This window comes from Hephaestia sp. MAHUQ-44, from assembly GCF_023806085.1.
In the GTDB taxonomy this organism is placed as follows: Bacteria; Pseudomonadota; Alphaproteobacteria; order Sphingomonadales; family Sphingomonadaceae; genus Sphingomonas.
In genome coordinates this window covers 46,188-68,293 of the sequence record NZ_JAMSLX010000009.1, presented here as the reverse complement: position 1 = coordinate 68,293, position 22,106 = coordinate 46,188, and the positions used below count along the sequence as shown (strand labels likewise).

Below are 22,106 nucleotides of genomic sequence, written 5' to 3'. Positions count from 1 at the left end.
ATGATAGAATATATGTTGCAATACGAACTGGGGTCGCCTAGAAGTGTTGCCGGGCCCGACTGAGCGGGTGGCGGACAGAGGCGAAAATGGGGCCGTCGACACAACGACTTGAGCTGATCACGGTGGGACGATCGAGCGTCGATCTATACGGCGAGCAGGTCGGGGGTCGGCTGGAGGCGACGGGTTCCTTCGCCAAATATGTCGGGGGCAGCCCCACCAATACCGCGGTGGGCGCGGCGCGGCTGGGGCTCAATGCCGGGTTGGTGACGCGCGTCGGCGCCGATCACATGGGGCGCTTCATTGCCGAAGAACTGGTTTGGGAAGGGGTCGATACGCATAGCGTCATCGCCGACCCCGAGCGCCTGACCGCACTCGTCATCCTCGGCATCCGGGATCGTGAGAGCTTCCCTCTGATCTTCTACCGCGAGAATTGCGCCGACATGGCGCTCGACGCCGGCGATCTCGACCGCGCTTGGATCGAGCGCGCGGGGGCGGTGCTCATTAACGGCACGCACCTGTCGACGACCGGTACGTTCGAGGCGAGCATGACCGCGGCGCGCTGGTGCAAGGCGGCCGGCGGACGCGTCATTTTCGATATCGATTATCGTCCGGTTCTCTGGGGGCTGACCGAGCGCGACATGGGCGAGAATCGCTTCGTCGCGCACGATGCGGTGACCGAGCGGCTCCAGCAGGTGCTGCCGCTGTGCGATCTGATTGTCGGCACCGAGGAAGAGATCCACATCCTCGGCGGCGATATCGATACGATCGCCGCATTGCGTGCAATCCGCGATCGCAGCGACGCGACAATCGTGTGCAAGCGCGGGGCGCTCGGCTGTTCGGCCTTGGCAGGGCCGATCCCCGACAGCCTCGACGACGGCGAGCGCGGCGAGAGTTTCGAGATCGAGGTGTTCAACGTGCTCGGCGCGGGCGATGCCTTCATGGCGGGGTTCGTGCGCGGCTGGCTGCGCGGCGAGGCGCTGGCGACGTGCTGCACCTGGGGCAATGCATGTGGTGCGATCGTGGTATCGCGCCACGGCTGCGCGCCGGCGATGCCGACCTGGCCCGAGTTGCAGCTTTTCCTGTCGAAGCGCGATTGGCCGTTCCGCCTGCGTGATGCCGCGGCGCTCGAAAACCTGCATTGGTCAACGACGCGGCGGCGGGTGCATCAAAATCTGACGGTGCTCGCGGTCGACCATCGCAGCCAGTTCGAGGATCTGGCAGCCGAACTGGGGGTCGGGCTCGATCGGGTCGCACGCTTCAAGCGGCTTGCGCTCGACGCGCTCGATCGCGTTGCCGGTGATAGCGACGAATTCGGCATTCTGCTTGACGGCCGGTTCGGCGCCGACGCGCTCGCTGCCGCCGCCGATCGGCCCTATTGGATCGGCCGCCCGATCGAACTGCCGCGCTCGCGTCCCCTCGATTTCGAGGGCGGTGCCTCGCTCGCGGCCGAGCTGCGCGATTGGCCGCTCAATCACGTCATCAAATGCCTCGTTTTCTACCATCCCGATGACGAATTGGAACTGCGCGAGGCGCAGGAGCGCGAGCTTCTTCGCTTGTTCGATGCTGCCCGGCGGACGCGGCATGAATTGCTGATCGAAATCATTCTGCCCGAAGGGATGCCATCGGATTCGCACACGGTGGCGCGCGCCATCCGCCGCTTCTACGCGATCGGCATCCGACCCGATTGGTGGAAGCTCGAGCCCCAGCGCGATCCCGCCGCGTGGCGCCATATCGAGGCGGCGGTGCGCGAGGGCGATCCCGAATGCCGTGGCATCCTGTTGCTCGGCCTGTCCTCGCCGATGGATGAACTGATCGACTCGTTCCCCGCCGCCGCGCGATCGCCGCTGGTCAAGGGATTCGCGGTCGGGCGCACGATCTTCTACGATGTCGCCCGCGAATGGATGGCGGGTACGATCGATGACGACGCCGCGATCGATGCGCTCGCGCGCCGTCTCTCGACTCTCGTCGAGGCTTGGCGGAAGGCGCGCGAATGCGCCCGACCGGAGGTTGCGGCATGACGATGGTGCGCAAGACGGCAGCGCAGGCGATGGTCGCTTATCTGGCGGCGCAATCGGTCGATTTCGGTGAGGGCGAGACGCCGTTCTTTGCTGGCGCCTGGGCGATTTTCGGCCACGGCAATGTCGCGGGGCTGGGCGAGGCGCTCTATGCGGCGGGCGATCGGTTGCCGACCTGGCGGGCGCATAACGAGCAGGCGATGGCGCATGCCGCGATCGCTTATGCCAAGCAGATGCGCCGCCGCCGGGCGATGCTCTGCACGAGTTCGATCGGGCCGGGTGCGACCAATATGGTGACGGCGGCCGCGCTGGCGCATGCCAACCGGCTGCCGGTGCTGTTCGTCCCCGGCGACGTCTATGCCAGCCGCCGGCCCGATCCGGTGCTCCAGCAGATCGAGGATTTCGGCGACCGCGCGGTTTCCGCCAACGACTGCTTCCGTCCGGTCTCGCGCTATTTCGACCGGATCACGCGGCCCGAGCAATTGCTCGACACCTTGCCCCACGCGATCGCGACGCTGCTCGATCCCGCCGATTGCGGGTCGGTGACGCTCGCTTTCTGCCAGGATGTGCAGGCCGAGGCGTTCGACTGGCCCGAACATTTCTTCGCCCCCCGGCTGTGGCGGCCGCGGCGTGTCATCCCCGATCCGGCCGACATCGCCGCGCTTGCCGATCGGCTCGCGCGTGCGGCGCGACCGATGCTGATCGTCGGCGGCGGTGTGCGCTATGCCGGAGCCGAACAAACGCTGTCGGAACTGGTGATGAGGGCGGGGCTGCCCTTTGCCGAAACGCAGGCGGGCAAGGGCGCGCTACCGCACGATCATCCGCACAATCTGGGCAGCGTCGGCGTCACCGGCACCAGCGCTGCCAACGCGGCGACTGCCGAGGCCGATCTGGTTATTGCGATCGGCACCCGGCTTCAGGATTTCACGACCGGTTCGCGGATGCTGATTCCCGGCGGCCATCGGCTGGTGCAGATCAATGTCGCCGCTTTCGATGCGGTCAAGCACGGCGCCGAACCAGTGGTGGCAGATGCGCGGCTGGCGCTGGAAGCGCTCGGCGAGGCAATCACGGGACATCGCGTCGCCTCGGCCTGGAGCGACCGCCTCACCGCGCTCGGCGAGACCTGGGCAGGCGAAGCGGCAGCGGTGCTCGCGGCCCCTTCGGGTGATGTGCGACCCAGCGATGCGCAGGTGATCGGTGCGGTCGCGCGCCGCGCGGCACGCGAGGCGATCGTCGTCTGCGCGGCGGGCGGACTGCCCGGCGAATTGCACAAATTATGGCCGACGGGAGCCAGCGGCGGGTATCATGTCGAATACGGCTATTCGTGCATGGGCTATGAGATCGCCGGTGGGATCGGCGTCAAGCTCGCCGAGCCCGCGCGCGATGTCTATGTCATGGTAGGCGACGGCAGCTATCTGATGCTCAATTCGGAGCTGGCTACCTCGGTTGCGATGGGCGTCAAACTGATCCTCGTGTTGCTCGACAATCGTGGCTTCGGTTGCATCAACCGCCTTCAGGCTGCGACGGGCGGCGCCCCCTTCAACAATCTGCTCGCCGACGCGCGCCACGAGGTGCTGCCCGAGATCGATTTCGTGGCCCATGCGCGCAGCCTTGGCGCCCAGGCCGAGAAGGTGGGATCGATCACCGCGCTGGAGGCTGCACTCGACCGCGCCAGGGCCGGCGAGCGCAGCACTGTGATCGTGATCGATACCGATCCTGGCGTGAGCACCGAGGCGGGCGGCGCCTGGTGGGATGTCGCGGTGCCCGAAATCTCCGACCGCGCCGCGGTATCCGCCGCGCGCGCCGATTACGAAACACAGGTCCGCCGCGCACGATCGAAAGGGGAAGCGATATGACGATCCGGTTCGGGGTCAGCCCGATTGCGTGGATCAACGATGACATGCCCGAGCTGGGTGGCGACACGCCGCTCGAAACCGTGCTCGGCGATGCGCAGGCGATCGGCTTCAAAGGGATCGAACTGGGCGGGAAATTCCCGCGCGAGGCGCCCGCGTTACAGGCGTTGCTCGATCGCTTCAGACTCGCGCTAGTCGGTGGCTGGTACGGATCGGCGCTGCTCGATCGCACTGCCGAGGCCGAGATCGCCGCGATGCAGCCGCATCTTCGCTTGCTTCAGGCGATGGGCACCGATGTGTTCGTGATCGCCGAGACGAGCAATGCGATCCACAGCGATCGATCGCAGCCGCTGTCGAGAACACCCAGGCTCGACGACGCGACGTGGCAGCAGTTCGGTAGGCGATTGACCGAAGTGGCCGATTATCTGGTGGGTGAGGGGATGCGCTGCGCGTATCACCACCATTTGGGAACGGTCGTCGAGCGGCAGGAGGATCTCGATCGCTTCCTTGCCGTGACCGGGCCGAATGTGGGACTGACCGTCGATACCGGCCATGCGCGGTTGGGCGGGATCGATCCGATCGAGGTGATCCACCATCACCCTGCGCGCGTCACGCACGTCCATTGCAAGGATATCCGCCCCGAAGTGTTCGGCGCCCTCGCGCGTCGCGACGGCAGTTTCCTCGATGGCGTGATCGAGGGGATGTTCACGGTGCCAGGCGACGGCGCGATCGATTATGGCGACGTGATGCGTGCGCTTGCCGCCATCGGCTATTCGGGCTGGATCATCATTGAGGCCGAACAGGATCCGAAGATCGCCGATCCTCGACATTACGGCGAGGTCGGCCTCAGGACGCTCGAGCGGATGGCGGCGCGTGCCGGCCTCGAAAGGATCGCGGCATGAGCCTCCTCGTCAAACCGCATCCGCCTGCCGATGACGGCACCCTGCTCGACGTCACACCTGAAAGTGCGGGCTGGGGGCATGTCGGTTTTCGCGCCGTCCGGCTTGTCGCGGGGCAGGCGCACGTCGGCGGCGAGCCGGGCCGCGAAGCGTGTCTGGTGCTGCTCAGCGGCACGGCCGACGTGCGCGCGGGGGCGCTCCATTGTGCGGGGATCGGCGGCCGCGCGGGCGTGTTCGTGGATGCGCCGCCCGCGGCGGTCTATGTGCCAGCGGGAACCTCCTTCACGGTCGCCGCCATAAGCGATGTCGAGCTTGCGGTCTGCACCGCGCCCGGTGATGCCACCCTGCCACCGCGGCTGATCGATCCCGCCACCATGTCGCGCGAGGTGCGCGGCAGCGGTACCAACCAGCGCTTTGTGCGCAACATCCTGCCCGAGAGCGAGCCCGCCGAGAGCCTGCTCGTCGTCGAGGTCATCACGCCGGGCGGGAATTGGTCGAGCTATCCGCCGCACAAGCACGACCGCGATGCGCCAGGCGAGGAAACCGCGCTCGAGGAGACCTATTACCATCGGCTCGATCCCCCACAGGGGTTCGCCTTCCAGCGCGTCTATACCGATGCGCGCGATCTCGACGAGACGATCACCGTCGGCGACGGCGAGGTGGTGATGGTGCCGCGCGGTTATCATCCAGTTGCGGCGCCGCATGGCTATAATCTCTATTATCTCAACGTCATGGCCGGCCCCAAACGCCAGTGGATCTTCAAGAACGATCCCGCGCACGCCTGGATCGCCGCCACTGTCTGAACCAGCCTTCGAGGACGAATGAAATGACCTTAGTCGCACACCATGTCGCCGGCGCACGCGTTGCCGGCGGGAGCCGCCGCGCCGATATTTTCGATCCCAATACCGGCCAGGTCGCGCGGCAGGTGCCGATGGGCGATCGTGCGCTGCTCAATCGTGCCGTCGCCGCGGCAGAGGCCGCGCAGCCGGGCTGGGCGGCGACCAATCCGCAACGCCGCGCGCGCGTACTGTTCCGCTTCAAGGAGCTGGTTGAGCGCGAGCTGGAGGCGCTGGCGCACTTGCTGGCGTCCGAGCATGGCAAGGTGGTGGCGGATGCGCGCGGTGACGTGCAGCGCGGGCTGGACGTGATTGAATTTTCGTGCGGCATCCCCCATTCGCAAAAGGGCGAATATACCTATGGCGCCGGGCCGGGAATCGACGTCTATTCGATGCGCCAGCCGCTCGGTGTGGGGGCGGGGATCACCCCGTTCAACTTCCCGGCGATGATCCCGATGTGGATGTTCGGCCCGGCGATCGCGGTGGGCAACGCCTTCATCCTCAAGCCGTCGGAGCGCGATCCGAGCGTGCCGCTGCGTCTTGCCGAGCTGATGCTCGAGGCTGGGTTGCCCGAGGGCATCCTTCAGGTGGTCCATGGCGATAAGGAAATGGTCGACGCGATCCTCGATCATCCCGGAATCGCAGCGATCAGCTTCGTCGGCAGTTCGGACATCGCGCATTATGTCTATCGACGCGGAGTCGAGAACGGCAAGCGTGTGCAGGCGATGGGCGGCGCCAAGAACCACGGCATCGTCATGCCCGACGCCGATCTCGATTCCGTGGTCAATGATCTCGCGGGCGCCGCGTTCGGGTCGGCTGGCGAGCGCTGCATGGCGCTTCCCATCGTCGTGCCGGTCGGCGACGAGACCGCTGATCGGCTGCGCGAAAAGCTGCTCCCCGCGATCGCCGGTTTACGCGTGGGTGTCTCGAGCGACCCACAGGCCCAATACGGCCCGGTGGTGACCGCCGCACATAAGGCCCGGATCGAGGGGTGGATTCAGACGGGCGTCGACGAAGGCGCCGAACTGGTGGTCGATGGCCGCGGGTTCGAACTGCAAGGGCATGAGCAAGGCTTCTTTGTCGGCCCGACGCTGTTCGATCATGTCACCACCGACATGACGAGCTATCGCGAGGAAATTTTCGGCCCCGTGCTCCAGATCGTGCGCGCCAGGGATTTCGAGGAAGCCTTGGCGCTCCCGTCGACCCACCAATATGGCAATGGCGTCGCGATCTTCACGCGCAACGGCCATGCCGCGCGCGAATTCGCGCAGCGGGTGAACGTTGGCATGGTGGGGATCAACGTGCCGATCCCGGTGCCGGTCGCCTATCACACCTTCGGCGGCTGGAAGCGCAGCGCGTTCGGCGACACCAACCAGTACGGCACCGAAGGGGTGCGCTTCTGGACCAAGATCAAGACCGTCACCCAGCGCTGGCCCGATGGGGCGGCTTCCGGCGAAAACGCCTTCCTCATTCCAACGGCATAATTATGAACGCTCCTTCCGACCTTCTCGCCGCGATGATCGAGGCGGCGCGCGTTGCCGGCGACGGCTTGATGCGCGATTTCGCTGCGATCGATCGACTCGATGTTCGCCACAAGAACGGGCCCGCCGATCCGTTCAGCGAGGCCGATCTGCGCGCCGAGGAAACGGTGCGCGCGATGCTGGCGCGCGTGGCGCCCGATTACGGGTTCCTGGGCGAAGAAGGCGGGCTCGTCGAAGGCCGCGACAAGCGTCACGTCTGGATCGTTGACCCGCTTGATGGCACCGCCAACTTCCTGATCGGGTTGCCGGTCTTCGCGGTCAATATCGCGCTCGCGCGTGATGGGGAGGTGATCGCGGGGGTGACGCATGTTCCGGCACTCGGCGAGACCTTTCGTGCCGAGCGCGGCGCGGGCGCCTTTCTCAACGATCGCCCGATCCATGTATCGCCGCGCGCGACGATGGTTGAGGCCGTGCTCGCGGTCGGCATCCCGTTTGCGGGCAAGCCGCGCCATGAGCAGTTCGTGGCCGAAATGACGCGGTTGACCCCGCGCGTCAGCGGCATCCGGCGGCTGGGCGCGGGCGCGGTGGATATGGCCTATGTCGCCTGCGGGCGTTTCGACGCTTATTGGGAACAGAGCGTCAGCGCCTGGGATATCGCGGCCGGGGTGATCCTTGTCGAAGAAGCGGGTGGGATCGTCACCGATACGCTGGGACGCAAACTCGATGTGCACAACGGTACCGTGCTCGCGACCACGCCGGCGATCCAGGCCGACTTGCTTGCCGCGATCGCGTCCGTCAGCGCGGCCAGCTGATCGCGACGCGCAGCCCGCCCATCTCCGCGCGCGCCAGCGTGACCGACCCACCGGTCGCTTCCGCCACGTCGCGCACGATCGCGAGCCCCAGCCCCTGGCCGCCGCCGCGATCGAGACGCGCCCCGCGTTCGAGCGCGGCATCGGCGTCGTCAGGCGTGAGGCCGGGCCCGTCGTCATCAATGGCCAGCATGATGCGCGCGCCTTCGGCCGCGCCCCAAAGGCGCACGCGACGGCGGGCGTAGCGCGCGGCATTTTCGGCCGCCGCCCCCAGCAATTCGGTCAGGTCTTCGGCACTGAGCGGCAGCCGCAGTGCATCATCGAGATCGACCTCGAACGCGAGCGTCTCGCCATGTTCGGTGCGTTCGAGCACCGCGACGACCTGCTCGGCGACCGCGCGCGCGGGGCAGCTCAACCCGGCGTCGCGGCGCACCGAGGCGATGCGCGTGCGGGCAAGTTCGGCCTCGATCGCGCCGCGCACCGCGGCGATAGCGCGGTCGAGCCCGTCGGCGGCCTCGATCGCGCCCGCCGCCCGTGCGCGACGGCTCTGCGCGGCGAGCGCGGCGAGCGGGGTCTTGAGCCCATGCGCGAGATCGGCGGCGCGGCGGCGGGCACGATCGAGATCGGCCTCGCGCACATCGGCGAGCGCGTTGATCGCGTCGATCAACGGCTGGACTTCGGCCGGGCCTTCGGCGGCAAGGCGTTCGCTCGGGCTCCGTCGCAGCCGATCGAGCGCGGTTTGAATCCGCGCGAGCGGCCGCAGCCCCAGCGCGACCTGCGCCCAGGCGGCGAGCGATAAGGCGAGCCAAAGGATGGCGAGGAAAATCGCCAATTCGCGCCCGAATTCGCGGGCGGCGCTTGTCACCATCTGCGCGTCCTGCCCGATCTGGACCAGCACCGGCACACTGCCGCCGCCGAGCAGAATACGCCGTTCGAGCAGCATCAGGCGCGGCTCGAACGGCCCCGCATCGATCCGTTCGCTCCAATCGTCCGCCTGCGCACGCGATGAGGTCGGCAGCGCCTGATCCCATAGCGAGCGCGAGCGCAGCATCGTGCGGGCACTCGACGCCTGCCAGTAAAGGCCGCTCGCGGGCACGGTGAAGCGTTCGTCGCGGGGGCCTTCGGCGACGGCAAGGCTGCCGCCCGGCCCCACCGTAAGCCCTGAGACGAGCCGCACGCCATCGCGCTGAAGTTCGTCTGCAAGCCGGCGTTCGAGATGATGTTCGAACAGTAATGTGAGGAAGAACCACGCCGCAACCAGCGCCACCGCCACGGCCACCGCGCCGCCGGCAAGCAGGCGGAACCGGAGCGATTTTAAATTCATGCCGCGCCGTCGATGCAATAGCCGAAGCCGCGGCGGGTGACGATCACATCGGCCCCCACCTTGCGCCGGAGCCGCGCGATCAGCGCCTCGATCGCGTTCGAATCGCCGCCGTCGGCAGCGCCGTAGAGATGGTCGGCGATTTCGTGCGCGGGCACCGCGCGGTCGCCTTGATGGACGAGATAATCGAGCAAGCGGAATTCAAGCGGGGAGAGGCGGATTGGGACACCGTTCAGATCGACCGTCATCCGCTGCATATCGACACGCAGACGACCCGCCGTCACCACGTTCGAGCCGCGCCCGGCCGCGCGGCGCAGCACGCCGCGCACGCGTGCGATCAGTTCGCCCATCTCGAAGGGCTTGCCGAGATAATCGTCGGCGCCCGCGTCGATCCCTTCGACGCGCTCGGTCCAATTGTCGCGCGCCGAGACGATGATGACCGGGAACAGCCGCCCCGCGGCGCGCCAGCGGCGCAGCACCGAGAGTCCATCGAGTTGCGGCAGGCCGAGATCGAGGATGGCGATGTCGTAATCCTCGACATCGCCCTGAAACCAGGCGTCGCGGCCGTCGGGCGACAGATCCACGAGGAAGCCGATCGCCGCGAGCGCGATGCGCAAATCCTCGGCGACATCAGGCTCATCCTCGACGACCAGCGCCCGCATCAGTCCTCCTTGACCTTGAGCACATGGCCTGTCGCCGCGTCGATCTCCACCTTCATCACGCGACCGGTGCGCGACAAGGTCTTTACCTCATAGATGATCTGGCCGCGATAATCGTCATCGTCATCATCGAGCTCGATTTTGACGATCTCGCCGGGCGCCCTGGCTTGCGCGATGGCCATAATCCGATTGAGCGGCAGCAGCTTGCCGCTGAGCACGGCCTCGCGCAGGTGGCGATGTTCGCCCTTGTCGTTCTGGTCGCGCCCGAGCGCGGTTACGGGGATGATCGCGGCCAGCATAAGGGCGGCGATCGCGGTTCGGCGGGGGAAATTCTGTGTCATGCCGACACCCATAAACGCGGCTTGCTGATAGCAGGCTGACACTCGCCGCAGGCTGTCTGTCAGCGGCGCCGTCCTATGCTTGGCGCCATGAACAGCAAAGAAGCGAAACGCTCGCTGCGCCTGATGGCGTTGATGGGCTGCATGGGGGGAGCGGCGGTGCTGCTGCCGGTTGCCGTCCTCGCGGCGCCGATGCAGGACAATGTGCTGGTTTATGAACCGCCCTTCTTTGAAAGTGCACATCCGCAGCACGCCTACGACATGGTGAAGCGCCTCCCCGGTTTCGTGCTCGTCGATTCGGACGGCGCCGTGCGCGGCTTCGCGGGAGCGACAGGCAATGTCCTGATCGATGGCAAGCCGCCGTCGTCCAAATCCGAATCGCTGGAGGCCGTGTTGCGGCGTATTCCGGCGGCGTCGGTCGCGCGGATCGAGGTGATCCGTGGGGGCGCGCCGGGGATCGACATGGGCGGTCATGACGTGGTCGCCAATGTCGTCCGCACCGCACAAGCGACGCGTAGTCTGGCGGTCGAGGCCGGCGGCATCATCGCCCGCGACCACATCCTGCGGCCCAACGCCAGCGTCGAATGGTCGCGGCGTTCGGGCGATCACCGGCTCGATGCCGCGCTCGATATAAAGACCGAATTCGACGATGATACCGGCACCGGAGGCGTCGCCACCTACGCGCGGGACGGCGCGCTCGTCGATAGCGCCGACCGACGACAATGGGAGGTCGCGCAGACGCTTTCGGGGCGCGGCAGTTGGGAAGCCCCGGTTGCGGGCGGGACGCTTTCTGCCAATGCGAGCGTCGCGCGCGAGGCCAAGGACGAGGACGTCGCACTGTTCGGGGCCGATGGCGAGACGGTGCACGAGCGCAAAACCGATCTTCAGGGTGAACTCGGCGCGCAGTGGCGGCGCAGCCTCGGCGCCGGCGTGCGGCTCGACGTGATCGGGCTCCAGCGACGCGGGGAATTGCGCGCAGTCTCCAACTCGGTCGAAGGAGACGATCGCGAGCGGTTTGCCGAAACCAGCGACACCGCCGAAAGCATCGGCCGGATCGTGCTCCGGCGCGAGCGCGGACAGCTCGTGCTCGAACTTGCGGGTGAAGGCGCGATCAACCGGCTCGATAGTGCCGCGGCGCTTTCCGAGAACGATGTGCCCGTCGTGCTGCCGGGCGGGAATGCGCATGTGCGTGAGGCGCGCGCGGAAGTGGCGCTCAACGCCACCTGGCACGCGACGTCCGCATTGGTGATCGAACCCTCGCTCGCGGTCGAGCGGTCGGCGATCCGGCAGCGCGGCGACACCGCGTTGCAGCGTCGCTTCACCTATTGGAAGCCCCGGCTTGCGCTCAGTCGCGGGCTCGGTGGTGACGATCAGCTTCGTGCGAGCATCGAGCGCACCGTCGGCCAGCTCGATTTCGAGGATTTTGTCGCCTCGGCCTCGCTCGACCGCGATCAGGTGAGCGCGGGCGCGGTCGATCTCAGGCCGTCGCGCACCTGGCGCGCCTCGATCGCGTATGAGCATCATTTTGGCAAGGGCGGCGCGATCGTCGTCGAAGCGCGTCACGAAAGCATCGCCGACGTTGTCGATCACACGATCCTGCGTGATGAAAGCGGGCAGATATTCGATGTCGTCGGCAATATCGGCCACGGTACGCGTGATACGCTTTCGGTCGATGCGACGCTGCCGCTGGCGCCGATCCTCGGGATCGAAGGCGCGCGGATCGAGGCCAATGTCGATCTGATCCGCAGCCGCGTCACCGATCCGACCACCGGCGCGCGGCGCTGGATTTCGGAAGACAAGCCGGTCGAAGGCGCCGTCAGCTTGCTCCATGATCTGCCCGGCGGCGCCTGGAGTTGGGGTGTCGAGGTCGCGCTGGGGCAGCGCGAGCGCGAATATCGGCTCGATGAGGTGCGCACCGAAAGTTACGGTGCGCGTGTCGGCGCGCATGTCGAATACCGCCCGGCGCCGCCCTGGACGATCCGACTCGAGGCGGCCAACATCACTGCGCTCACGCATCGCGACAGGCGCGATAAATATGAGGGGCTGCGTGATCCGGGGGCGCCCGACGAGATCGAAATCCGCCGCACCGCCACGATCCCGACGATAGCGTTGAGCATCCGGCGCAGCTTCGGCCAGGGCGTCGCGCGATGAGCCAGCGCGAGGCTTCAATCATGGAGCTGCGCGCGCCACAGCGTCGCCGCCAGCAGCATCGAGGCCACCGACGCGCCAATCCAGAACCAGATCGCGGGGCCGAAATCGTAGACGCGGTGGCCGTTCACCATCGTCATCCCCGCATTGACGAGCACGCCCGATACCTGTTCCTGGATGGCGGCGCCGATATAGCTGAAGATGCCGATCACCCCCATCGCCGCGCCCGCAACCTTTTTGGGCGCGATGTCGACGGCGAACAGCCCGCCGAGCGAGGTGACGAGTCCGGTCAGCCCCATCCCGAACAGCAGCATGCCCGCAATCAGCACGGGCACGTTGTGCGGTCCGAAGAAGATGATGACGAGACCGATCAATTCGAGCAATGCGAAGATCAGATTGGCGGGCGGGCGGCGCGCGTCGAACACCTTGTCCGAGACGAAGCCGAACGCGATCGCGCCGACCATGCCCGCGAGGGTGCTGAGCATCAGCATGAATCCCGCCTCGGGGAGCGTGAAGCCGCGTGCCTCCTGAAGATAGAGGACACCCCACGAGTTGATCGCGTAGCGCGTGACGTAGGTGAGCGCGCTCGAGACCGCGAGTACCCAGATGGCGGGGATCTTGAGGATCGAGAGCTGCATCGAGAGTACGCCGCGCGGGCCCGGCTTGGTTTCGGTCGCCGCGCCGTAATGATCGTTGCGCCACTTGGCGACGGTGGGCAGGCCAAGCGTCTCGGGTCGGTCGCGCAGCAGCCACCAACAGCCCGCGGCGGTCACGACCCCGATCACGCCCGGCCCCCAGAAACCGAACCGCCAGCCGAGCAGCGCGGCCAGCGTGCCGACGACGAGGAAGGTCAGCCCTTCGCCGATCGAATGCGCGGTGCTCCAGATGCCGTAGATGCGGCCGCGCTCGCGGTTCGAGAACCACGCCGTCATCGCAACCACGCCGCCCGGCGCGCCTGCGCTCTGGAACCAGCCGTTCAGGCCCCAGATCAACGCCGCAACCCAGACGGTCGTCGCGAAACCCATCGCGATATTGCACAGCGCCGTCGCGAGAAAAGTCACCGTCAGGAAGCGCCGGACGTTGGCGTGATCGGCGAGGAAGCCGTTGGTGAGCTTGCCGAGCGCATAGGTGTAGAACAGCGCCGAACCGATCGCGCCGAGTTCGACGGGGGTGAAGATACCCTGATCGATCAGCGGCTTCTTGACCACGCCGAGCGCGAGGCGACAGGTATAGATGAGCCCGTAGCCAAGCGTGATCGCGATCATCACGCGAAAGCGGTGGCGACGGTAGAGCCGGTCGATCTCTGCCTGATCGGTGATCGGTGGGGTCTCTGCCCCGGCAGCGAAGAAGCTCAGCAACCCGCTCATCGTCATACCCCGCGCGCGACTGGAAAAGACGCCCCGGCGTGGAACGCACGCGCCGGGGCAGGGGATGGATTAGAAGCTGAGCTGCATCCCAGCACGAAACGAGTAACCATAGCGCTCGATCTCGTCCACGCGCTGCCGGATTCCCTGATACATCCGGTTCGGTTCGTCGTTGAGGTTGGAGCCTTCGAAGAAGACCTTGATGTTCTTCGAAACCTCATAGCCGATCTTCGCATCCCACTGGTTGAAGCTGTCGACATAAATATCGTCATACGTGCTTTCGCCGGGCTCGAGCAGATAGGCCGAGCGGTAGGTGTAGGCGACCCGCGCCGAAAAGCCGTGCTTCTCATAGGAAAGGAACGCCGAGCCGACCCGATCCGACTGGCTGGCGAGCGGCAGGCGTTCGCCAGCACGGCCGGGAACGCCCTTCGCTTCCGAATCGACGAAGGTCATGCTGCCGCCGAGCGTGAAGCCGTCGACCGGGGAGGGCAGGAAGTCCAGCTCGATCTGGGCGTTGAGCTCGATGCCTTTAACCTTGGCGCTGTCGGCGTTGACCGGGGTGGTGACCTGCGCGTCGGTCAGATTGCGGCCTCCGAAGGTGCCCGATTCGACCACCGTGGTCGAATAGATCGGATTGGAGATAGACTTGTAGAACGCGGCGATGCTCAGCACTCCGCCACGGCCGATATAATATTCGGCGGCCACATCGTAGTTGGTGGACATTAGCGGGCTGAGATCAGGATTGCCCATCTCGACCTCGTTGTCGCTAACGTTGACGACGACGGTCGGCGCAAGCTGCTCGTAGTTCGGACGGCCGATCGCGCGGGTGATCGCGCCGCGCAGCACGAGATTGCTCCCGACATCATAACGGAGGTTGAGCCCAGGGAACCAGTCGGTGTATTGCTGCTTGCCGAAGCTGTCGTAATCCTTGCCGAGGTCACCGAGCACAAGCGTGTCAAGCACTGCCTTGGCCGCATATTTGCTTTTGGTGTTCTCGACGCGGATGCCGGGGATCGCGGTGAAGTTTCCGAATTTGAGCGTGGTCATCGCATAGGCAGCGAGAATGCGCTCCTTGATGCGGTAGTCCGCGGCGAGGCTGTCGCCGATCGTTCCCTCGGCATCCATCTCGAACCGGTCCGAATTCTGGTCGAAGAACCCGTCTGCGGTCGCGGGGTCGATCCGGGGGCCGACGACGTAACGACCGCTGAAGATACTGCCTACCGGCGTACCTTGAACCTCGGCGAGGACCAGATCGCCGTCGAAACCGTCGTAGACGTCGACATCCTCATCGTTGGTCTTGTTGCGTTGCGTTGCCTTGACACCGAATTTGATGGTCGAATCATCGCCGATTCTGATCGGCGCGCGATAGTCGATCCGACCCTGATAGAGTTGCTCGACGGCGTGGCGGTTCTCGTAATCGACCTCGTCGAATTCGTAATTGGCCGCATCGTATGCGGCATCGCCTACCGCATATCGGGGGAAAATGCCGGTCGTGTCATAGGAACCGTCGAACCCGTCGGTCTCGAAGCTCCATTCGGTGCGATGCGGGTCACGCTTGGTCGCGCGGGTATAGCCCGCCTCGACGCTGAGCAGGCTTTCCCCGATATCGAACTCGCCGCCCACCGTGGTACTGAACGACGAGGTGTCCTCGCGCCGGAACTTCAGATCGCGCGCGGCTTCGGCATCGCCGAACCTGCCGGTGGTCGCCGTCTGATCGAAGATCGTGTCGTCGTCCGGCTCGACGCTGAAACCAAACCGGTCCTCCCGATCGGAAAATTTGGAATAGAGCATTCGGACATAAGTGCGCACAGCATCAGTAGGACGCCAATCGAGATTGGCGACCAGCCCGGTGCGCTCGCGGACGATATGGTATTGGCGCAGCGTGTTCTCAAGCGGAACGTCGACGCCGTTGACCACATCCCAATGACCGCCCGATTGCGCGTTTTGCGATTCGATCGTGCGCTTCGAATAATTCGCCGCAAGGACGATGCCGAACTGCTTGTCCGGCCCGAACAGTGTGCCGAACGATATGTCGCCCTCGACCGGGTGCGTTTTCCCCAGACGATTGTAACCGACGGCCCCGGTTGCGGTGACGAACGTCTTTCGGCGATCGAACGCATTCACCGTTTCGATATTCGCGCTGCCGGCGATCGCGTTCGCGTCGAGATCGGGCGTGAGAGTCTTCACCACCGTCACCGCGCCGATCAATCCCGAGGGAATGTCGTCGAGCTTCACCTGGCGCGAGTCGGGTTCGGGCGCCGCGGCGGTCTGGCCGTTGAGCGTGACGTTGAGCAGATCGGGCGACACGCCGCGCACGGTGAGATAGCGCCCCTCACCCTGATCGTTGGCAACACTGAGGCCGGGCAAGCGACGCAGCGTTTCCGCCACGTTCTGGTCGGGAAGGCGCCCGACGTCATCCGCGCGCACCTGGCTGATCTGCCCCGACGCCTCGCGCTTGGCCTCGAGCGCAGCGCGATCGGCGGCTCTCCGGCCGGTGACGACGATCTCACCGTCCACATTCTGGTCGTCGATCTGGGCCTGGGCCAGCGCCGGCTGGACGCCGAGCAGCGTCGAACTCAGCAGGCACATACGAAACGTCAGTCTCAGCGTGGAAGTGATCATCCTTCCCCCCTCCCTCTTTGATGGCGCGGCCGGTTTTCGACTCGCGGCATTATTCGATCGCGATTCAGTATGGATGGAATTTTCTAAATTACAAGCTAAATAGAATTGACCTTGCATTTATGTCGTCGGCGGATAGAGTTGCAAGACATTGAGCGGCCGAAACGGCTGCCAGACAGGCCATAAGGGAGACGAGTCGTGCGGATATCCATCTGGTTTCAGGCAAGCTCGGCGCTGGCATTGATGGCACTGCCGGTATCGGCGTCGGGGCAGGCCACGGCGGCGCCGGTGCCGAGCGTCGCGGCGGTCGGCGCGACTCAGCCGACGGCGCAGGGCGGCGCTAATATCGCGGTGATCGCCGATGCCGACGATGCGGCGCGCGCCCGCGTGCTCGGCACGGCGGAACTGGCGGGCATCGAGGCGTATCGGCTCGATGGGGTGCGAACCGGCGTCGCGCCGGCCGGTGAAGCCACGGGGATCGATACGCGTGCCGGCTTCATGCTCGGCGGGCAGGCGATCACGCTTGCGGTCGTGGCCGAAACCACGAACAACAGCCTGCGCTTCTTTGCGTATCGAGACGGTGCGCTCACCGAGATTGGCGCGCGCGCGGTCCCGCTGGGCTTCGCGGTCGAGGACGTGTGCCTTTGGCGCAGCGCACAGGACGGCAATTTTTACGCTGTCGCGGTGGGTGAGGGCGGCCGGATCGACCAGCAACTCGTCTTTACGACCGCCGACGGCGAGGTCGACGCCCGCCAGGCACGGCAGTTCAACCTCGCCTCCGAAGCCAAGCATTGCGTCGCCGACGATCGCAATGGCGCTCTTTACATCGCGGAGGAGGCGGTCGGCATCTGGCGGTTCGACGCCGATCCCGAAGCCGAGATCGCGCCGACGCTGGTCGACGCGGCCCGGCTCGGCCAGATCAGCGAGGAGGTGGGGGGCGTCGCGCTCTATGATGGCGGGCCAAGCGCCAACTGGCTGATCGCATCCGACGCGAGCGCCGGGCGCGTTTTCCTCTACGATCGCGCGCAGGATGATCGCTGGCTGGGCGCGGTGTCGCTCACCGGTGCGGGCGGCGCGCCGGTCGCGGAGCCGGGTGGCCTGTTCGCCACCGCCGCGCCGCTCGGGGCGCGTTTCCCGAACGGCGTGCTGGTCGCGGCCGACGAGGATGCGCCCGGCGGATCGACCTATCAACTCGTCTCGATGGCCGATGTCGCGAGCGCGCTTGGCCGCGATCCCGGCACGGAGCCCGCGCCGACGCCGCTTGAGCCGCGCTTTCCTGTCGTTTCCGCGCGCGTCGAAACCGTCCCGGTCAAAAGCCCGGGTGACGCCGCCGACGATCCCGCGATCTGGGCCAATCCCGACGATCCCGCCGCAAGCCTGATCGTCGCGACCGACAAGAAGGCCGGGCTCTATCTTTACGACATGAAGGGCGCTGTCGTGGACTTTGCGCCGGTCGGCAAGATGAACAATGTCGATCTGCGCACCGGTTTCATGCGCGACGGCAAGCCGATCGTGCTGGTGACCGCGACCGATCGCACGCGCAAGGCGATCGGGATCTTCATGCTCGACACCAAGGCGCGCAAGCTCGTCGATATCGCCGATGGCGTCCAGCCATCCGGTCTTTCCGATCCCTATGGGTTGTGCATGTATCGCAGCGCCAGGAATGGGCGCACCTTCGTCTTTGCGAGCGATCCCGACGGGCTCAACCGCCAGTGGGAGGTCGTCGCACGCCCCGGCGGCAAGGCTGCGTTGCGCCAGGTCCGCGATCTCAAGCTCGGGTCGCAGACCGAAGGCTGCGTCGCCGATGATGCGGCAGGCGTGGTCTATATCGCCGAAGAGGATGTCGCATTGTGGCGTTTCGATGCCGAGCCCGGCGGTGCGGCAACGCCGCGGCTGGTCGATTCGGTCGAGCGTAATCCCGCGCTCAAGGACGATCTCGAGGGCATTTCGCTCTACGATCTCGGCGGCGGCAAGGGCTATCTGGTCATCTCGAGCCAGGGCAATAACAGCTATGCCGTCTACGATCGGCAGGGCGCCAACACCTATCGCGGCTCGTTCGCGGTCGTCGCTGACGGCGCGGCGGGGATCGACGGCATCTCGGAAACCGACGGGCTCGACGTCAGCAGCGCCAATCTCGGGCCCGGCTTCGAACACGGAGCGATGGTCGCGCAGGACGGCCGCAACGTGCTTCCCGGCGACACGCAGAATTTCAAGATCGTGCGCTGGAGCGACATCGCCGCCGCGCTCAAGCTCGAGCAACGGTGACGACCACTCTGAACGAAGGAACAGCGTGATGACCAGTTTCGCCCCCTTTTCCCGTTTTCTGTGCGTCGGTGCGTCGGCGGCGGTATTGGCGCTCTCCGCCTGTTCGTTGGGATCGGCACAGGATAATCCAGCAGGGCAATACACGATCGAACGTGTCACTTTCGTGATGCGCCATGGCATCCGCCCGCCGACCAAGGCCCCGGCGATCCCCGAGGGCTATGCCGCCGATCCGTGGCCCGAGTGGCCGGTCGATATAGGGTTGTTGACGCCGCGCGGCGCGCAGGGCGTGGGCCTGCTCGGCGCTGCCGATCGGGCACGCTATGTCGAGGCGGGATTGTTGCCCGGCAGCGGTTGCCCGCCAACCGGTGCGATCACGGCCGAGGCAAGCTGGAAGCAGCGAGCCTATAAAACCGGCGAATCCTATGTCGCGCAGTTCGTACCCGGCTGCTCAATCGCGGTGACGCATCCCGCGGTCGAGGAGGGAGATATCCTGTTCCACCCGCCCACGCTCGGCAAAAATAGTTTCGACGGGCATCTCGCCTACAGTCAGGCACTTGGACTGGCGCCTGCCGGCGGGATTGCGGCGGAAGTGGCGCAGGACGCGGATCTGGTTGCCCTGCTCCAGAATGTGCTCAATTGTTGCGCGCCGCCACGCTGCCAAGAAGATGGCGCGCGGGCCGGCTGCACGCTCCCCGATCTTCCGACCGCCCTCGTCGAGAAGAAGCATGACCGCCCCGACCTGATCGGTCCGCTCGACATCGGCTCGACCGCAAGCCAGACCTTCCTGCTCGAATATCTTGAAGGCATGCCGATGGATAAGGTCGGCTGGGGCAGAGTGACGCGCGATCAGATCGAGACGCTACTGCGTTTCCACCCGATCAAATTCCATTACGAGAATGGGTCCGACTATGTGAATGCGACCGCCGCCGGGCCGCTGATGCGCCGGATCGTCGAGACGCTCAATGCCGGCTCGGACGGCCCGCGTTTCGCGCTGTTTTTCGGGCACGATACCAATCTCGCCGATCTTCGCGCGCTGCTCGATATCGACTGGAAAGTGGAGAGCTATCCGACGGGCGATGTGCCGCCGGGCGGCGCGCTGGGGTTCGAGCTGCTGCGCGATGGCGCGGGTAAGCACTATGTCCGCGCCTTCTTCCGCGCGCAGACGATGGATCAACTCCGCAACCAAGTGCCGCTCACCGGCGCCGAGCAGCCTTTCCGCCAGGAGATTACGATCCCCGGCTGCACCGGCCCCGCCGATGCGCCGGTGTTGTGCCCGCTCGATCGTTTTGAGGCGATCGTCGCGGCCAAGCTCGCTGCCGGCGACGTTGGTACCAAGGCAGCGAACACCGATGGCTGATACGATGCCGCCGCTGGTCGTCGGCAACTGGAAGATGTGGGGCCCGCGCAGCGCGTTGCCCGAAATCGACGCCATTGCCACGGTCGCGCGCGCGCATCCCGAAGTGCAGCTTGCCTTGTGTCTTCCCGCGACGCTGATCGATGTGGCGGTGGCGCGTGCGCCAGATCTGATGATCGGCGCCCAGGATTGCCACGCCGAGCGCGAGGGTGCGTATACCGGCTGCGTATCGGCGAGCCTGTTGCGCGAGGCGGGGGCGTCGATCGTGCTGGTGGGGCATAGCGAGCGGCGCCGGCTCTGCGGTGAGCGGGACGCCGATGTACGCGCCAAGCTGCGCGGTGTTCGGGCCGGCGGCCTCCGACCGATCCTGTGCATCGGCGAACCGGCCGAAGAACGCGACCGCGCCGCCGATTATGTGTGTCGTCAATTGGCCGAGGCGCTCGATGACGATCCGGGGGGGGGCAAGCTCGCGATCGCTTATGAGCCCATTTGGGCGATCGGTGCCGGTCGTGCGGCCGAGCCGTGCGAGATCGCAGCGATGCACGCGACGATCCGGGCATTTCTGCACCGCATATATGGTGCGCAAGGCTATCAGATACCGGTGCTCTATGGCGGTTCGGTCGATCCCGCGAATGCCGCCGCCATTCTCGGTATTGACGGTGTCGCCGGTGTTCTCGTCGGCGCCGCAAGCCGGGATGCCCGCAGCTTCGCCTCGATCGTCGCGAGTGCGCAGGCGGCCGACTCCTTCCTCTCAAGGGCTTGTTGCGCGGAATGACCACGCTTCGGTAATAACCGCTTTTCGTGCCCGTTTTCCTGCCGATCGGAATCAGGCAACCACCCGGAGCGGTTTGTCGTTGACGCGGACATCGGACACGCGAAGATCGCGGACGCCGCATGCCGGCAGTGCGGCGCGATCGAGTCGGTTACGGTTTATTTCAACATCCTGATATATCGGAACATAAGTTCTACATCATACGCCGATCTGCGGCGAATATGTACTGTCTAATGTTTTCGCGGACTTCGAACATGCCATTCAGATTATGACTTTTGCGCCTCCAGCCTGGCACGGTCGCAGGAAGGAGGGTGATACTCGTGACCTGTCTCCCTTCCTCACGCAGTAATGCAGGAGCGGTCCGACGAGTTGCGCCCCGAGTGTGGGAACCCTTTTCCTACGAGCGTACTATTTATACCAAGTCCCAGTTCCTTCTCACGCGCGTGATTGGGGACGTCCCGACATCGGCCGAACTGTGCTCGACCGTGCTGTCGCCCACATGCAGCCGTTCGAGCATTGGACGCGCGCGGATGTTGCGCAGTGCTAGCGGACCTGTGCGCCTGAAGAACCTCATCCAGTCCATTTTGCATGCATATCTAATACCGCCTTGCCCGCACAGTAACCTGGTCGGGATCAGCGGTCGCAAATGGATGAGCCAGCAATATCTTCCCGATGATGAGCGAGCTGCCGTGTCACGGCATCTGGCGCAGATCGACGTAGTCGAAGCATCACTCAAGGAGGTTGAAGCCGGCATCGCCGGCGAAGCAATGTCTGACCCGACGATCCGGCGGCTTATGACATTGCCGGGCGTGGATATGACCGTGGTCTGCGGCGTAGCCGCTGCGATCGGCGATATCGAACGCTTTCCCGACCCTACCAAGCTGGTCAGCTACCTTGGTCTGAACCCCAGCGTTCGCCAGTCTGGCGAGGGGCCGGCTCATCATGGGCGCATCACGAAGCAAGGCCGCGGGCAAGCGCGTGGCATGCTGGTCGAGGCAGCCTGGGCGGCAGCTCGCTCACCAGGGCCGATGAGAGCCTTTTTCCAGAGGGTCGCTGCAAAGCGCGGCCAACACATCGCCGCGGTCGCCGTAGCCCGCAAGTTGGCCATGATCATCTGGCACATGCTCACCAAGGGCACGGATTACATCTGGGTGCGACCCGCCCTCCTGGCGCGGAAGTTTCGGAGCATCCAGCTGAAAGCAGGCCTGCCCGCCACGCCGGCGAAGCGTGGCGCAGCATATGACTACAACAAACCCGAGCTTCGCGCGCGGGAGCGGCAGCGCACCGAAGACGCCGAGAAAGCGTACAGGGATTTCACGTCACGATGGCGCGCGAAGCCTCGATCGGGAAGAAAATTGGCGCAACCGGCATAA

General features: G+C 65.6%; 16 protein-coding genes. 11 read left to right on the top strand and 5 right to left on the bottom strand.

The genetic code is table 11. The features are described 5' to 3' along the window. Window positions 1-86: 86 nt before the first annotated feature. The 6 genes from NFE57_RS11200 to NFE57_RS11175 are packed head-to-tail and all read left to right on the top strand — an operon-like array spanning window position 87 to window position 7,896. Entirely contained in the window at window positions 87-2,018 is a 1,932-nt protein-coding gene (locus tag NFE57_RS11200) for a bifunctional 5-dehydro-2-deoxygluconokinase/5-dehydro-2-deoxyphosphogluconate aldolase (RefSeq protein WP_286207791.1), read from the top strand. Beyond that, entirely contained in the window at window positions 1,991-3,871 is a 1,881-nt protein-coding gene (gene iolD, locus NFE57_RS11195) for a 3D-(3,5/4)-trihydroxycyclohexane-1,2-dione acylhydrolase (decyclizing) (protein WP_252135665.1), read from the top strand. Before NFE57_RS11200 ends, iolD begins: the two co-directional genes overlap by 28 nt. Next, a complete protein-coding gene (iolE, locus tag NFE57_RS11190) occupies window positions 3,868-4,770 on the top strand; it encodes a myo-inosose-2 dehydratase (protein WP_252135664.1) in 903 nt (300 codons plus the stop codon). The genes iolD and iolE overlap by 4 nt, the downstream gene beginning before the upstream one ends. Beyond that, the gene (gene iolB / locus NFE57_RS11185; RefSeq protein ID WP_252135663.1) at window positions 4,767-5,570 is read left to right on the top strand and encodes a 5-deoxy-glucuronate isomerase; all 804 of its coding nucleotides are present in this window, start codon (window positions 4,767-4,769) and stop codon (window positions 5,568-5,570) included. Before iolE ends, iolB begins: the two co-directional genes overlap by 4 nt. A 23-nt stretch (window positions 5,571-5,593) precedes the next feature. Beyond that, window positions 5,594-7,087: a CoA-acylating methylmalonate-semialdehyde dehydrogenase gene (locus NFE57_RS11180; protein WP_252135662.1), complete on the top strand. Its 1,494-nt coding sequence runs from the start codon at window positions 5,594-5,596 to the stop codon at window positions 7,085-7,087. Window positions 7,088-7,089: 2 nt separating this feature from the next. Further along, window positions 7,090-7,896 (top strand): inositol monophosphatase family protein, encoded by an 807-nt coding sequence (locus tag NFE57_RS11175; protein WP_252135661.1) that lies wholly within the window; start codon window positions 7,090-7,092, stop codon window positions 7,894-7,896. On the opposite strand, the gene NFE57_RS11170 is transcribed toward NFE57_RS11175, so the two are convergent. Genes NFE57_RS11170 through NFE57_RS11160 form a run of 3 tightly spaced genes read right to left on the bottom strand, consistent with a single transcriptional unit; the run spans window position 7,880 to window position 10,214 of the window. Next, complete coding sequence (locus tag NFE57_RS11170; protein WP_252135660.1) at window positions 7,880-9,217, bottom strand: sensor histidine kinase; 1,338 nt, start codon at window positions 9,215-9,217, stop codon at window positions 7,880-7,882. The two genes, NFE57_RS11175 and NFE57_RS11170, sit on opposite strands and share 17 nt — an antisense overlap. Then, on the bottom strand, window positions 9,214-9,876 hold the full coding sequence (locus NFE57_RS11165; RefSeq protein ID WP_252135659.1) for a response regulator transcription factor: 663 nt from the start codon (window positions 9,874-9,876) through the stop codon (window positions 9,214-9,216). Before NFE57_RS11165 ends, NFE57_RS11170 begins: the two co-directional genes overlap by 4 nt. After that, the gene (locus tag NFE57_RS11160) at window positions 9,876-10,214 is read right to left on the bottom strand and encodes a PepSY domain-containing protein (protein WP_252135658.1); all 339 of its coding nucleotides are present in this window, start codon (window positions 10,212-10,214) and stop codon (window positions 9,876-9,878) included. Before NFE57_RS11160 ends, NFE57_RS11165 begins: the two co-directional genes overlap by 1 nt. A gap of 87 nt (window positions 10,215-10,301) precedes the next feature. Here NFE57_RS11160 and NFE57_RS11155 point away from each other — a divergent pair, with 87 nt between their 5' ends. Beyond that, on the top strand, window positions 10,302-12,362 hold the full coding sequence (locus NFE57_RS11155) for a TonB-dependent receptor plug domain-containing protein (protein WP_252135657.1): 2,061 nt from the start codon (window positions 10,302-10,304) through the stop codon (window positions 12,360-12,362). A 14-nt stretch (window positions 12,363-12,376) separates the two neighbouring features. On the opposite strand, the gene NFE57_RS11150 is transcribed toward NFE57_RS11155, so the two are convergent. Together NFE57_RS11150 and NFE57_RS11145 are read right to left on the bottom strand one after the other, a co-directional pair. Next, entirely contained in the window at window positions 12,377-13,726 is a 1,350-nt protein-coding gene (locus NFE57_RS11150; RefSeq protein ID WP_252135656.1) for an MFS transporter, read from the bottom strand. A gap of 69 nt (window positions 13,727-13,795) precedes the next feature. Beyond that, window positions 13,796-16,345: a TonB-dependent receptor gene (locus NFE57_RS11145; RefSeq protein ID WP_252135655.1), complete on the bottom strand. Its 2,550-nt coding sequence runs from the start codon at window positions 16,343-16,345 to the stop codon at window positions 13,796-13,798. 195 nt (window positions 16,346-16,540) lie between these two features. Between NFE57_RS11145 and NFE57_RS11140 the strand changes: the two genes are divergently transcribed. From NFE57_RS11140 to NFE57_RS11125, 4 genes are all read left to right on the top strand, one after another. Continuing rightward, entirely contained in the window at window positions 16,541-18,607 is a 2,067-nt protein-coding gene (locus NFE57_RS11140) for a phytase (protein WP_252135654.1), read from the top strand. Between the two features lie 28 nt (window positions 18,608-18,635). After that, complete coding sequence (locus NFE57_RS11135; RefSeq protein WP_252135653.1) at window positions 18,636-19,964, top strand: histidine-type phosphatase; 1,329 nt, start codon at window positions 18,636-18,638, stop codon at window positions 19,962-19,964. Further along, complete coding sequence (tpiA, locus tag NFE57_RS11130) at window positions 19,957-20,736, top strand: triose-phosphate isomerase (RefSeq protein WP_252135652.1); 780 nt, start codon at window positions 19,957-19,959, stop codon at window positions 20,734-20,736. The genes NFE57_RS11135 and tpiA overlap by 8 nt, the downstream gene beginning before the upstream one ends. A 551-nt stretch (window positions 20,737-21,287) precedes the next feature. After that, window positions 21,288-22,106 carry a transposase gene (locus tag NFE57_RS11125; RefSeq protein WP_252135651.1) on the top strand — a complete coding sequence of 273 codons (819 nt, stop codon included), beginning with the start codon at window positions 21,288-21,290 and terminating at the stop codon, window positions 22,104-22,106.